The organism is Streptosporangium sp. NPDC020072 (assembly GCF_040631445.1).
GTDB lineage: Bacteria > Actinomycetota > Actinomycetes > Streptosporangiales > Streptosporangiaceae > Streptosporangium.
The window spans coordinates 103869-117481 of the sequence record NZ_JBEYAB010000017.1 but is presented as its reverse complement, the minus strand read 5'-3'; the positions used below and the strand labels follow the sequence as shown (position 1 = coordinate 117481).

General features: G+C 72.0%; 9 protein-coding genes. 4 read left to right on the top strand and 5 right to left on the bottom strand.

Annotated features, from left to right (window positions below; genetic code table 11):
* Positions 1-13: 13 nt before the first annotated feature.
* A complete protein-coding gene (locus ABZ470_RS34685) occupies positions 14-1051 on the top strand; it encodes a hypothetical protein (protein WP_362916725.1) in 1038 nt (345 codons plus the stop codon).
* A gap of 11 nt (positions 1052-1062) precedes the next feature.
* Positions 1063-2244: a DUF6716 putative glycosyltransferase gene (locus ABZ470_RS34680; RefSeq protein ID WP_352009333.1), complete on the top strand. Its 1182-nt coding sequence runs from the start codon at positions 1063-1065 to the stop codon at positions 2242-2244.
* A gap of 204 nt (positions 2245-2448) precedes the next feature.
* On the opposite strand, the gene ABZ470_RS34675 is transcribed toward ABZ470_RS34680, so the two are convergent.
* The 4 genes from ABZ470_RS34675 to ABZ470_RS34660 all read right to left on the bottom strand — a co-directional run bounded on the left by ABZ470_RS34675 (position 2449) and on the right by ABZ470_RS34660 (position 8126).
* A complete protein-coding gene (locus tag ABZ470_RS34675) occupies positions 2449-3738 on the bottom strand; it encodes a polysialyltransferase family glycosyltransferase (RefSeq protein ID WP_362916723.1) in 1290 nt (429 codons plus the stop codon).
* Positions 3735-4664, bottom strand: coding sequence for a glycosyltransferase family 2 protein (locus ABZ470_RS34670; RefSeq protein ID WP_362916721.1), 930 nt, complete (start codon positions 4662-4664; stop codon positions 3735-3737). Before ABZ470_RS34670 ends, ABZ470_RS34675 begins: the two co-directional genes overlap by 4 nt.
* A 236-nt stretch (positions 4665-4900) precedes the next feature.
* Positions 4901-6958 carry an N-acetylneuraminate synthase family protein gene (locus ABZ470_RS34665; protein WP_362916719.1) on the bottom strand — a complete coding sequence of 686 codons (2058 nt, stop codon included), beginning with the start codon at positions 6956-6958 and terminating at the stop codon, positions 4901-4903.
* A 187-nt stretch (positions 6959-7145) separates the two neighbouring features.
* Positions 7146-8126, bottom strand: coding sequence for an alpha/beta hydrolase family protein (locus ABZ470_RS34660; protein ID WP_352009337.1), 981 nt, complete (start codon positions 8124-8126; stop codon positions 7146-7148).
* 138 nt (positions 8127-8264) lie between these two features.
* Between ABZ470_RS34660 and ABZ470_RS34655 the strand changes: the two genes are divergently transcribed.
* Positions 8265-8855, top strand: coding sequence for a putative glycolipid-binding domain-containing protein (locus tag ABZ470_RS34655; protein ID WP_362916717.1), 591 nt, complete (start codon positions 8265-8267; stop codon positions 8853-8855).
* Positions 8856-8861: 6 nt separating this feature from the next.
* Here the strand turns inward: ABZ470_RS34655 and pulA are convergent, their stop codons facing one another.
* Positions 8862-11528: a pullulanase-type alpha-1,6-glucosidase gene (pulA, locus tag ABZ470_RS34650; RefSeq protein WP_362916715.1), complete on the bottom strand. Its 2667-nt coding sequence runs from the start codon at positions 11526-11528 to the stop codon at positions 8862-8864.
* Between the two features lie 361 nt (positions 11529-11889).
* Between pulA and ABZ470_RS34645 the strand changes: the two genes are divergently transcribed.
* Positions 11890-13515: a glycoside hydrolase family 13 protein gene (locus tag ABZ470_RS34645; protein WP_362916713.1), complete on the top strand. Its 1626-nt coding sequence runs from the start codon at positions 11890-11892 to the stop codon at positions 13513-13515.
* Positions 13516-13613: the final 98 nt, after the last annotated feature.

Sequence of the window (13613 nt, the reverse complement as noted above, 5' to 3'; positions counted from 1 at the left end):
CGGTGAGGCGGTCGTGAACGGGTCATCGCCCGGCGTGGAGGACGGTCGAGACCACGCGCGGGAGCAGGGTTCGGCCGTTGCCTGGGTGGAGTCCCCGCTGCAGATGCTCTGCGCCGTGGAGGCCCACCACGCGGGGCTGCTCGGCACCCACGCGCGAGTGGTGCCCAGGGCCGGGCTGCGCCCGCTGGCCGTCACCCGCCGTGAGATCGCCAAACTCGGCCCACCGGCCGGGCTCGAACTCGACGAGCCCTCGCCCGAGATGCCCAGGCCCCGCAGGGGGACGAGCTGGGCGGTCGGCGACGCCTTCTCCGGCAAGGTCCAGGCGGCCTGGCTCACCGCCCTGCCCGGACGGATGGTGATCGTCGACGACGGGCTCGCCACGATCAGGCTCCTGGAACTGCTCACCGGGCGGTTCTGGACGCCCCTGCTCCGGGCCAGAGCCACCCCGGGACCGCTCAGGAAGGTGCTCGGCTCGGCCGCGGGCATGCGGCTGCGGGCGGCCGCCAGGGCAGGCCGCCTGTCGATCTTCACGGCGCTGCCCGTCCCCGACGACCTGGCGCGGGCCGTACGCGCACGGGGGGCCGAACTGGTCACCCACGACTTCGCCTGGCTCAGGTCCCAGCCCATGCGCAGACCGGGGCCGAGGGAACGCACCGTCGTCCTGGGCACCTCCCTGGTCCGCAACGGCCTCATCCACCGCGACCACTACTTCGGCTGGCTGGCCGGACTCGGCTCGACCGGGCCCGTCGCCTACTTCCCGCACCGCAGAGAGGACCCCGGCGACCTCGCCAGGGTCGGCAGGCAGCCCGGGATCACCGTCTACGACGGCGGCGCCCCCGCGGAGATGACGCTGCGCGGACTGGAGGCCGAGCAGCGGGTCCTGAGCCTGCCCTCGACCGCGGTCACCTCCCTGCGCGTCCTGCTGTCGGCCCGCGGCGTCGTCGTGGAGACCGTGGACGTCCCCGACGAGTGGTGGACCGCCCAGGCGGCGCCCTCCCTCAGAACGCACCTATCGATGTTCGCCCATCACGACACTGGAGTCACAGGTTGAAGGTCCTGGCCGTGGCCGACTCGGATTCCTACCTGAAGTGGGCCGCCTACCTGCTTGAGGGCCTGCCCTCGGGCTGTACGGCGGAGCTGACGGTGGTCCGTACCCCCATCACGCCCTCACCGGCCCAGATCCACGCGGCCGTGGCCGGCGCGGCCGGTGACCCGCCGGTGCTGTCCGCCAGAGCCCTGCGCAGGGCCGCCGAGCGGTTCAGGCCCGACGTGGTGCTGGTCGCCTGCACAGGGCCCGTGGTGGACGTGCTGGTCAGCGAGGTCCTCTCCGGCCTCACGCCCCGGCCCGTCTTCGTCTCCGGCCTGCCGGGCATCTCCATCCCGGCGACCGAGAAGGCATGGATCTTCCGCAGCGGATGCGACCTATTCGTCCTGCACAGCGGGCGGGAGGTCGAGGAGTTCTCCACCATCGGCAAGGAACTCGGCGGCGGAGGACAGATCGGCCTCACCCGGCTGCCGTTCCTGCGCGACAGCGGGCAGGTCCCCGCGGCGGGGCCCCGCGACCGCGTCGTGTTCGCCACCCAGGCCAAGGTGCCCAAGCGCAGGGAGGACAGGGAACGGATCCTGCTCGCGCTGGCCGACCTGGCCGGACGGCGCCCCGACCTGGACGTGGTCGTCAAACTGCGCGCCCTGGACAACGAACGCCAGACGCACAACGAACGCCACAACTACCAGCGCCTGTGGCAGGCCCTGGAGACCGAGGGACGGGTCCGCCCCGGCGCGGTGCGGTTCGCCGCCGGAGCCATGCACGAGCACCTGGCGCACGCCGCCGGATTCGTCACCGTCAGCTCGACCGCCGCACTGGAGGCCATCGCCCAGGACGTGCCGCTGCTGGTGCTGTCCGACTTCGGCGTCAGCGCCGAGATGATCAACCTGGTCTTCGAGGGAAGCGGTCTGCTCGGCACCATGGACGACCTGGCTCAGGGCCGTTTCCACACCCCGGACGAGGCCTGGTGCAGGGCGAACTACTTCCACCCCAACGGGGAGAGCGACTGGGTGTCGCAGATGGTCGCCCTCGTCGGCCAGTCCCGCTCGGGACGCCTCGTCCCCGCGACCTCCCTGCTGGACGGCCCGCAGTACGCCGCAGCCCGCAGGCGCGCCCGCCTGCGCGTGGAGGTGCCGCCCAACGTCCTACGAGTCGGCTACCGCGCCAAACGCCGCATGCGCCGCTACCTGAAACTGTGACTTTTGCGCCGCCTGGCGGCGTCGCGGGCTTGGGCGCCCTGGGTCGGTGCTTTCCCTCGTCTCTCCGTCGCTTCGCTCCTGCGTTCCTCAGTCCAAGCACCGACGCGCCCAAGCCGACACTCCTCACGCTTGGCGCCGGTAAGGCACAAGACCAAAACCCTCACGCCTGGGGCGGGGAGCCCCTCGTGAGGGTGCAAGAAGCGGTCAGGAAAGGGCCTTGGAGAGGCGGCGGCGGATTTTGCCCAGGGGGCCCGGCTCCGGGGCGGGTGTGGTGGGGAGCAGGTCCAGGGCCGTCAGGCGCTGACGCTTGAAGTAGCGGGCGGGGCCGTTGGCCTCCAGATACGCGACGGCCCGTTCACGCAGCCCGGGGTGGACGGTGCTCTGCATGCAGTAGCCGACGGCACCCACCAGCGCGGGGAGATCGACCGGGGGCGGCTCCTCCAGCGATCCGTCGGGGGACAGGCGGGGGAGCAGGGCGTCGGTGATCGTGACCGGGACGCGGTTGCTGTTCTCGTACGGCGCCAGCCGTTCGAGCACCAGGTCGCCTCCGAGCGTCGCGACCGGCAGCCCGAACTGCCTGCTCGCGGTCACCAGGGCGGTGGAGAAGCAGCCGACGACCAGCTCGGGTTCAAGCGTGGCGAAACACGACTCGGCGGGGACGCTCTCCCCGACGACCGTCAGTTCAACCCCCAGCTGCGCGGCCGTCTCGCGGAGCCGCTGGGCGTGTCGCCGCCCGCCCGCCGGGTGCGGCTTGAACAGCACCGAACGAAACCCCCTCGCGGCCAGGCCGCGCAGCATGTCCGCGTGCAGCCCGGCCTCCTCGTCCTGGGTGACGATGTCGAGCGCCGACAGGTACTGGCCGAGGATCATCGCCTGACCGCGGGGAAGGCCCCGTGTGCCGTGCGTGAGCCGTTCCGCCTGGGCGAGGACGTCGAGGAAGGCCCGGTCGGGCAGGGCGACCGCGGGCACGCCGTACTCGGAGAGCAGCAGCGGCGACAGGCCGGGAACGAGGTCCAGGTGGAGCAGGCGGGTGATCCGCCCCGAGATCTCCTGCGGCAGGGGGTCACGGGTCGGGCCGTAGCTCATCAGGCCGTCGGAGTAGACCGTGATCGGGCAGTCCTTGACCAGACCGGCGATCGTCCTGGCGGGCGGCACCGCGATGGACTCCAGGATCAGTTCCCGGGGCCCCTCCTCAAGGGAGAGGTGGGAACGCAGGAGACGGCCCAGCATCGGGACCTCGATGATGCGGGCCTTCCAGTCGGAGGGGTGCAGCGGCGCCACGATGTCGTTCCACGACCACACCTCGTCGAACCGGGGACGCAGCGCGGCGAAGCCGGGGGCCTGGTCGAGGGAGGGGGTGATCTCCGGGATGGCCGCGTTGTTCGAGACCAGCAGGATCCTGCGGCCCGGGTGCGGGCCGAAGAGCCCCTCGTCGATCGCCGCCCCGAGCGTCATCGCGCCGAACAGCGTCGAGGCGTAGAACAGCTGTGTCATCGGGTCTCCAGCAGTGTCTGCAGGATCTGGTCGCGCTCCGGCTCCAGCCGGCCCGCGGCGAGCAGGTCGGAGGGCAACCGCCTGAGGGCGTCGGCGCCGCGCTTTTCGAAGCGGGCGCGCAGGTCGGGGGAGAAGCGGTCGGCCAGCTCCAGATGGTGGGCGAGGAGGGCGCAGAAGGTCCGCACCGCCTTCGGGGCGAACTCCTCCTCCAGGTCGGAGAGGACCAGGTCGAAGGCGTCGAAGAAGTGCAGCTGCCTGGCGTCGCCCACCTGGGTCAGCGAGCCGGTGACCATCCTGCGGTAGAACAGGCCCGCGAGCGAGACCACCGCGAACGAGCCCGCCTGCCGGTGCAGGCGCCAGATCCACGGCCGGTCCTCGGCGGTGTGCAGGTGCCCGGGGAAGGTCAGCAGCTCACCCAGGTCGCGACGGTAGATCCCGGCCCACGCGTAGGGGTAGTCGACCATCGTCTTCACCCCGGTGGGCAGGATGTGGTCGCGGGGCTTCAGCACCGTCTCCCGTACGGCGAGCGGCGCCCGGTGGATCACCCGTTTGCGCCCCTCGGCCTGGACGTGGTCCACCCGGACGAAGTCACATCCGAGCCGTTCGATCGCCCCGGTCAGTTCGGCGAGGTAGCCGGGCGCCAGCCAGTCGTCGCCGTCCATGAAGGTCAGGTAGCGCCCGGAGGCCAGCGAGGTCCCGAGGTTGCGGGCGTCGGCGAGCCCGACCGGCCTGTCGTTGTGCACTACGACCAGGCCGGGCAGCTCGTCGCGGAAGTCCTCGATGATCTGCCCGGTGGCGTCCGTCGATCCGTCGTCGACCACGATGAACTCGAAGTCCCTGCGCGCGTTCCTGACCAGGGAGGTCAACGCGTCGGAGATGTAGAGCTCGGCGTCCTTGACCGGGACGACGACGGACAACGTGATCAAGTTTTCCCTTTTCTGTTTTCTCTGGTGATTCGACTCCCACGCGGGGACTTCCTAAGCCCTACACGTGAGGTTTTTGACCTTGCGCTTTACCGGCCCCAAGTGCGAGGAGTTTCGGCTTGGGCGCGTCGGTGCTTGGACTGAGGAACGCAGGAGCGCAGCGACGGAGTGACGAGGGAAAGCGCCGACCCGGGGCGCCCAAGCCCGCGACGCCGCCAGGCGGAGCAAAGGAACACAACTCAGACCCGCACCCTCCGCAGCCGGGCCTTCGGGGCCTCCTCACCGGGGAAGACGCGCTTGACGCCGTCGCCGAGGGCGGTCTCGATGATGCGGATGTCACGGACCAGGTGCTCCAGGCCCGAGGGTTCGAGCGAGGCGGCGTGGTCGGAGCCCCACATGGTGCGGTCCAGCGTGATGTGCCGCTCGACGGTCACCGCGCCCAGCGTCACCGCGGCCAGGGAGATCTGCAGGCCGCGCTCGTGGCCGGAGTAGCCGACGGGCACGCCGTAGCGCTCCTGGAGGGTGACGATCGTGCGGAGGTTGGCCTCCTCGGGCGGCAGGGGGTAGGTGGAGGTCGCGTGCATCAGCACCAGCTTGGAGGTGCCGAGGATCTCCACCGCCCTGTCGATCTCCTCAAGGGTGGACATGCCGGTCGAGAGGATGATCGGCTTGCCGGTCGCGGCCAGGGCCTGCAGCAGCTCCACGTCGGTGACACTGGCCGAGGCGACCTTGTGCGTGACGACGTCCATGGCCTCAAGGAACTCGACCGAGGGCACGTCCCACGGCGAGGCGAACCAGTGCAGGCCGCGCTCCTGGCAGTACCTGGCGATCTCGGTGTACTCGTCGAGACCGAACTCGGTCCTGACCTTGTACTCCATGTAGGTCATCTCGCCCCACGGCGTCTGCCGGATCTGGTCGCGCTGCTCAAGCGGCACGCAGATCTCCGGGGTGCGCTTCTGGAACTTGACCGCCTGGCAGCCCGCCTCGGCGGCCACGTCGATGAGCCTGCGCGCGATGTCGATGTCGCCGTTGTGGTTGATGCCGATCTCGCCGATCACGTAGACCGGCTGGCCCGAGCCGACCAGCGCGTCGCCGATCTGGACCGGCTTGGCGACCGGGGAGAGCCGCAGCTCGGTCCTGGGGGCGGGGGTCGCGGCCGTCTCCGTCGCGGGGCGCGCGGCCAGGACGCGGTCGCACAGTTCCCGTACGGCTCCGGCCCCGCCGGGCCTGGTCAGCACGGTCCTGGCCGCGGCGCGGACCCTGGGGTGGGCGTCGGGGACCGCGACGGGCCAGCCGACGTCGCCCATCGGGCCGAGGTCGTTGACGTCGTTGCCGACGTAGGCGACACGGGAGGGGTCGATGCCCTCGATGGCCAGCCAGTCGCGCAGCACGGTCCGCTTGTCGGTCAGCCCCTGCAGGACGGGCACGCCGAGCTTGCGGGCACGGGCGGTGACCACCGGGTTCTGCTCGGTCGACATGATCATCAGCTTGACGCCCGCCCTGCGCAGCAGGGAGATGCCCATGCCGTCGGAGCGGCTGACCGCGACCGTCTCGTGGCCGTCCTGGTCCACGTAGGCGCGGTCGTCGGTGTGCACGCCGTCGAAGTCGGTGATCACCGCGTCCACGTCGATGGGCTCGGGCAGGTCGACGAACGGCGCGAGGGCCCTGACGATCTCCAGGTCCTCGGGAGAGTCGATCTCCAGGGCGTGCCTGGCGGGGACGGGCTGCACGGAGACGGCGCCGAAGAAGCGGTGACCGTGCTCGCGCAGGCCTTCGGTGCGCATCACGTAGAAGGCGCCGGTCTCGCGGTAATCGGGCTCGCGGTCCTGGCGGCGCGGCCGGTGCGCGGGGTCGTGGTTGATGCCCGCGCCCGCCGAGCTCCACAGGAACTCGTGCGTCTCCAGCCCGGAGAACACCACGTCCGCGGTGCCGTCGAGGACCTTGACGATCGCGCCGTCCAGGTCGGCCGGGTCGATGAACGCGCTGGTGCACTGCACCAGGACGACCACGTCCGGCACGTCGGACAGGTGGTCGAGGACGTGCAGGACGGCCGACTCGCTTGAGGCGGTCGCGCCGCTCAGCTCCTCGGGGCGTTCGATCACGGTCGCCCCCGCCTCACGGGCCGCCTCGGCGATCCCCCTGTGGTCGGTGCTGACCACCACCTCGTCGATCAGTTCGGCCCGCAGGCAGGCCTTGACCGCGCGGGCGACCAGGGGAGTGCCGCCGACCGCGGCCAGGTTCTTCAGCGGGACGCCCGCTGATCCTCCACGGGCGGGGACAACGGCCAGGACTCGCAAGGTTGCTCCTCGTGACATGCGGCAAATGCCCCTGAGCTGGGGCGTTTTAGGAACGCTAGTCACGGGGGTGACCGGACAGGGGTGACTGAGCTGAACGCCCAGAGTCGGTCGTCTTAACTTTCCGGAGAGCCGGGGGCTCCAACACGGAGGGCAGCATGGGGCATACCGGATGTGTCGCCGTGCGCGGTCAGGCGCTCGCGCCGATGGAGTCCATGAGCATGGGCAGCGCCCGTTCCAGGCTCTGCCGCCAGTACGGCCAGCTGTGGGTTCCGGGGCCGTAGAAGTCGGTCACGACCCGCGCGCCGTTCGCCTGGGCCCGGTTGACGAAGGTCTGCGCCTGACGCAGCAGAGTGGCCTCCCCGCGGTCGGGGGCGGTGCCCAGCGGGTCGAGAGACCCGGGTGTGCCGTCCCCGCAGGAGACGAAGAGCCGCACTCCGCGCAGCCCGGCGGTCAGGTCGGCCGGGTTGTGCGCCGCCCAGGCGGGGTCGCGGTGGCCGCCCCACAGGTCGGCGGAGTCCTCGCCGTACTCGTTGAGCAGCCAGTCGACGCCGTTGTTGCCGTCGAGGGTGTTCAGCACACCGGAGAAGGAGGCCGCCGCCCGGAACATCCCCGGGTGACGGGCCGCGTAGGACATCGCGCCGAGCCCGCCCATGGACAGCCCCGCCACCGCCCTGCGGTCCCCGGCGCCGTAGTCGCGCTCCAGGACGCGGCGGACCTCGGTGAGGTGGAAGGTCTCCCAGGCGGGGCCCTCCCGCCAGTCCGAGTAGAAGCCCACCTGGCCCCCCTCGGGGATGACCACGATCACCGGATAGGCCGAGGTGAGCCTGGCCGCCTCCCCCTGGGTCGTCCACGCGTCGTACTCGGACTGGCAGCACCCGTTGAGCAGGTACAGCACCGGCCACGGCCCCGATCCGGGGCGCCACCCGCCGGGCAGCAGCACCCGGACCATGCCCTCGCGTCCCAGCGCGGCCGAGCGGATCGTGAGCTCGTGGTCGCGCTCGCTCAGCCGGTTGACGTGGACGCTTCCCGGCCCGGAGCCGAGCGGTGACATCTCCGGGCCACGCGGTGTCCCGCCGGAGGAGAAGGGGGTCAGCAGCGCCAGGAGCACGGCCGCCACGGCCGCTCCGGCGAGCAGGAGGACTCCGAGGCGTGCGGCTGTGCGGTTCACGGGACCAATCCTGGCGAAACTTCGCGATCACCGGAAGTGCCGGGCGGCGGCGCGCCGTGGCGCAATGGTTCGTCATGGCCTGCCGGGGTACGGCCGTTCCGCAGGGGTCGGGGACATCCGGGGGAGAGGGGACGGCGGATGCGCGGGCTGGTGTGGATGAAGGACGGGGGCGCCGAGTACGCCGAGGTGGACCTCGGGGCGGAGCTGACGGCGGTCGGGGTGGCGATCGGCACCGACCCCGTGCCCTACCGCCTTGAGTACACCCTGCGCACCCTGACCGGATACGTCACCGAACTGCTGTCGGTGCGGGTCCACGGCGCGGGCTGGCACCGGGCGCTCGACCTGCGCCGCTCCGTGCACGGAGCCTGGTCCTGCGAGACCAAGGAGGAGGGGAACCTGGGCGGGCCGTCCCCGGGCGGCGACATGAACGCCCTGGGCGACGCGCTCGACTGCGACCTCGCGCTGTCTCCGCTGACCAACACCATGCCGATCCTGCGCCACGGCCTCGACGCCAACGACGGGCGGATCGACCTCGTCACCGCCTGGGTCGGGGTGCCCCACCTGCACGTGACCCGTCACCCGCAGCGCTACGTCCACCTGGCGCAGGGCCGGGTGCGCTTCGAGGGAGAGGGCTTCGGCGCCGACCTCACCCTCGACGGGGACGGCGTCGTCGCCGACTACCCGGGGCTGGCCAGGCTGATGAGCGGGGACGCCTCCCCGGCCTGGTGACCCCTCTCAGGGAGCGGGCCGTACGAAGACGGCGACCGTGCGGGCGGAGACGCTCAGCGTGCCGGTCGCGGGGTCGAAGCCGGACCTCCGGACGACGGGGTCGCCGCCGCCGGCCTGGACGGGGTGCAGTTCCACCCGGGCGCCCGCCAGCGCCGCGACGGCCTGCGTCACGGTCCCCGGTGTCGCGTTGAAGACGACCGTCAGTGACGTCCGGTGCGGGTCGAGGCCGTCGGAGTCCAGATGCATGGTCACCACGCCGGGGATCTCCCGCGGCCCGGCGGCGGGAAAGGACAGGCGCGCCTGCACCTCGTCGAGGGAGCCGAGCGCGAAGGCGGGGGACGAGGCGCGGATCCTCAGCAACTCGCCGTACCTCGCCCTGGCCGAGCGGATCGCCGCACGGCCCGGCCTGAGGGCGGGGTCGGCCAGCAGCGGCCTGGCGTACTCCCACCTGGCCTCGTTGCCCGCCCTCGGGGGGAGGCCCGCGCCGAACCCGTTGCCCAGCGCGGGGTCCCACAGCATCCGGTTGAACCAGTCGCCCGAGTCGTAGGAGTTGCGGTCGAAGGACTTCGAGCGGAGCCGTTCGCTGCCCGCGTGCACGAACGCGAGGCCCTGCCCGAGCAGTACGGTGGCCAGCGAGAGCGTCTGCATCCGCACCCGGTCGGCCATCGTCGTCGACCTGGGCAGCTTGTAGGCCAGCGCGTCGAACAGCGTCTCGTTGTCGTGGGCGTCCACATAGGTGACGACCTCGCCGGGTGAGGCGGTGTACCCGGCGGGGGAGCCGTTGTAGCCGATCTCCGAGGCCCGCGTCCACCTGCCGTCCGAGGCGGTGAAGGCGTAGTCGCGCAGGTTGCCCGCGAGCCCCGCCTTGATCAGGTCCTGGTAGTACAGCAGCCGCCCCCGCCGCTGCTCGGGCGTGCCGTTCACGGGTGAGTCGTCGGGCGGTCCCGCCAGGCCGGAACCGAAGCCCCGCACCCTCGGGTCGGCGTCGAAGGGGCCGCCGCCGCGCACCGCGTCCCGCAGCCGGTCGCTGAAGGTGGCGATCCCGGTGCCCGCCATGGCGGTCTGGGTCGCCTGCTCGAAACGGGCGCCGCCGGCGACCTCGCCGAAGTCCCAGCCCTCGCCGTACAGCAGGACCGAGGCGCCGTCCACGCCGTCGGCGCCGGGGGTGAGCCGGTCGAGGGCCTCGCGAACCGCCAGGAGGTTCGCCTTCGGGTGATGGCCCATCAGGTCGAACCTGAAGCCGTCCACCTTGTACTCGCGGGCCCAGGTGACGACGGAGTCGACGACGAGTCTGCCCATCATGAGGTGCTCGGGGGCGGTGTTCGCGCAGCAGGTCGAGGTGGCGACCGTGCCGTCGTCGAGCAGCCGGTGGTAGTAGCCGGGCACGAGCCGGTCGAGCACGGCCGAGGGGTGCTGACCGCAGGCGTAGGCGTGGTTGTAGACCACGTCCATGACCACCCGCAGCCCCATCCGGTTCAGTTCGGCGACCATCCGCCGGAACTCCACGATCCGCGCCGTCCCGTCGGGGTCGGAGGCGTAGGAACCCTCGGGCACCGTGTGGTGCAGCGGGTCGTAGCCCCAGTTGTAGGAGTCCCGCGCCGCCGTCAGGGCCACACGTTCCTGCTGCAGCTCGGAGTCCGGCGGCATCGAGGCCAGGTCGCCGTCCGGCTCGGTCCGCTCGGACCGGCGGTCCGGGACGGTGGCGAAGTCGAAGACCGGCAGCAGGTGCACGTGGGTCAGGCCGTCCCGGGCCAGGGAGCGCAGCTCCGCCGTCCCCGCCGAGTCCCGGGCGAAGGCGGCGTAGGTGCCCCGCTCCTCCTCGGGGACCGACGGGTCGCCGGCGGAGAAGTCGCGCACGTGCAGTTCGTGGATCACCGGCCGGTGCCGGGTGACGGGGGGCTTGCGCAGTTCGGCCCAGCCCTCCGGGGCCAGGGCGGGGTCGGCGAGGTCGGCGAACTGGCTGCGCGTGGAGCCGGCCGACAGCGACAGGCCGTATGGGTCGGTGACCTCGTTGACGACGACCTTTCCCGCGGCCGGGGCGTAAACCGTGACCAGGAAGGTGTAGTAGCGCCCTCTCCACGACGGGTCGCCGGTGACCGACCAGACGCCCGTCCCGTCGTCGCGCCGCATCGGACGCACGGTACGGCCCGCCCCGGAGGGGGTGTCGTACAGCGCCAGCCGTACCTTCCCGGCGGTCGGGGCCCAGACCGAGACCCTGGGGACGCCGTCCTCCCAGACCGGGCCCAGCTCGGCGTCGGCCGCCGCCCGGTAGAGGTCGTCGAGCACCCCGGCGATCTGCACCCCGGTCGCGGCCAGCGGCGCCCCCGCCGGGTCCCGCCGCACGGCGACCACCTGGCCGCGCAGTGCCGAGGGGACCAGGCCCGCGTCACGCGGATCGACCGTGAAGGCCGTCCGCCCGGCCAGGTGAGGCCGTACGGCCAGCTGCGCGGCGGTGAGCGAGCCGGGGGACAGGCGGATGACCCCGAGGGCGCCGGTCAGGTCCCCGCCCGTGCGGGCGATGCCGCCCTCGCCGGACAGGAGCAGGCTGTGGCCGAACCCGGCCGGGTCCCCGTCCAGGTCCCAGACGACCGTCCCGCCGTCGATCCAGTGCGCCCACGCCCGGCCGGGATCGATGTCACCCCCTGCGCCGTCGTGCTCCGTTGCCTGGCTCACGTTCGCGGTCTCCTCGCCTCACGGGCACGCTTTCCTGACCTCCTCGTTCCCCGCGAGGCGGCCGTGACGCAAGCGGTTACAGGGGTTTCATCGGGAGTCCTCGGTGCCTCCAGGGTGAGAAACATGCAGCTAGACGGATATATGGTGACTTTCCTGGTGAGCGTTCCGGGTCCTGTCTTGACATCTTCCTGTAACAAGTTTGCAGAAAGTTGCGGCAAATTCTTTCGCTCCGGCTTACCGCCGCGTAACGTCCGGCGTATCCTGCCCGGCCCGGTGGTCCGTCCCCGGCCGCGGCGGGGACCGCCATACCGTGGGCCCGCCGGGCGTCACGGTCTGACAGTCGTCTGATCGGGGGACCCCCATGACCGAACTCGCCCAGTCCCACCGCCCCGGCGGAGCAGACGGGACGGCCACCCGCTGGTGGCGCGACGCGGTGATCTACCAGGTCTACGTGCGCAGCTTCGCCGACGGCAACGGGGACGGGATCGGTGACCTGCTCGGGGTGCGCGGGCGCCTGCCGTACCTCGCGGACCTGGGCGTCGACGCCCTCTGGCTGACCCCGTTCTACACCTCGCCGATGGCCGACTTCGGCTACGACGTGGCGGACTACCGGGACGTCGATCCGATCTTCGGGACGCTGGCCGACGCCGCCGCGCTCGTCGAGGAGGCGCATCGGTACGGGCTGAGGGTGATCGTGGACGTCGTGCCCAACCACACCTCCGACCGGCACGCCTGGTTCAGGGAGGCGCTTGAGGCGGGACCGGGCAGCCCGGAGCGGGAGCGCTACGTCTTCCGCGAGGGCAGGGGCGAGAACGGCGAGCTGCCGCCGAACGACTGGGAGTCGATCTTCGGGGGGCGCGCCTGGACCCGGCTGCCGGACGGCGAGTGGTACCTCCACCTGTTCGCCCCCGAGCAGCCCGACCTGAACTGGGAGAATCCCGAGGTCCACGCCGAGTTCGAGTCGGTCCTGCGCTTCTGGCTCGACCTGGGCGTCGACGGCTTCCGGGTGGACGTGGCGCACGGCATGGTCAAGGCGCCGGGGCTGCCCGACGTCGGCCATCCCGACCAGATCCGGATGATCGGCACCGACGTGGTGCCGTTCTTCGACCAGGACGGCGTCCACGACATCCACCGGGCCTGGCGCAGGCTCCTGGACTCCTACCCCGGCGAGCGGATCGGCGTCGCCGAGGCGTGGGCGCCCTCCCCGGGACGGTTGGCCCGTTACGTCCGCCCCGACGAGCTGCACCAGGCCTTCAACTTCCACTTCCTGGGCACCCCGTGGGAGGCGGCGGCCTTCCGCGCGGTGATCCAGGAGTCTCTGGACACCGCCGGGTCGGTTGGCGCCCCGACCACCTGGGTGCTGTCCAACCACGACGTCAAACGGCACGTCACCCGCTACGGCGGCGGCGGGACGGGCCTGCGCAGGGCCCGCGCCGCGGCGCTGCTGACGCTCGGCCTGCCCGGATCGGCCTACGTCTACCAGGGGGAGGAGCTCGGCCTGCCCGAGGTCCTCGACCTGCCGGAGGAGTTCCTGCACGACCCGCAGCGGCTGCGCGACCCGGAGGCGGGCAGGGACGGCTGCCGGGTGCCCCTGCCGTGGAACGAGACCGAGCCGCACCTCGGCTTCGGCCTGCCGGGCGGCGAGGACCCCTGGCTGCCGATACCCGCCTCGTGGGGGCCGCTCAGCGTCGAGTCGCAGCTGGCCGACCCCTCCTCCACGCTCAACCTGTACCGGCGGGCCCTGGAGGTCAGGCGCGCCCGGCGCTCCTTCGGCGAGGACGCTCTGGCGTGGCTGCCCTCCCCGGAGGGGACGCTGGCCTTCGCCCGCGGCGAGGGGTTCGCCTGCACGGTCAACCTGACCGGTGAGCCGGTCGAACTGCCCGCGCCGGGACGTGTCCTGCTGGCCAGCGAGGAGCCGGTAATCGAGGGCGGCCTGGCGCGGCTCGCCCCTGACTCCGCTGTCTGGTGGGAGCGCGAGGGCGCGTGAGAGCGCCGTTCGCCGGGCAATGCCCACCTCAACGCCGGTGAAAGAGTTGTAACGGTTCGCTGGGTGCCTGCCGCCCCCGATGGTCCGGCGGGGGCTCC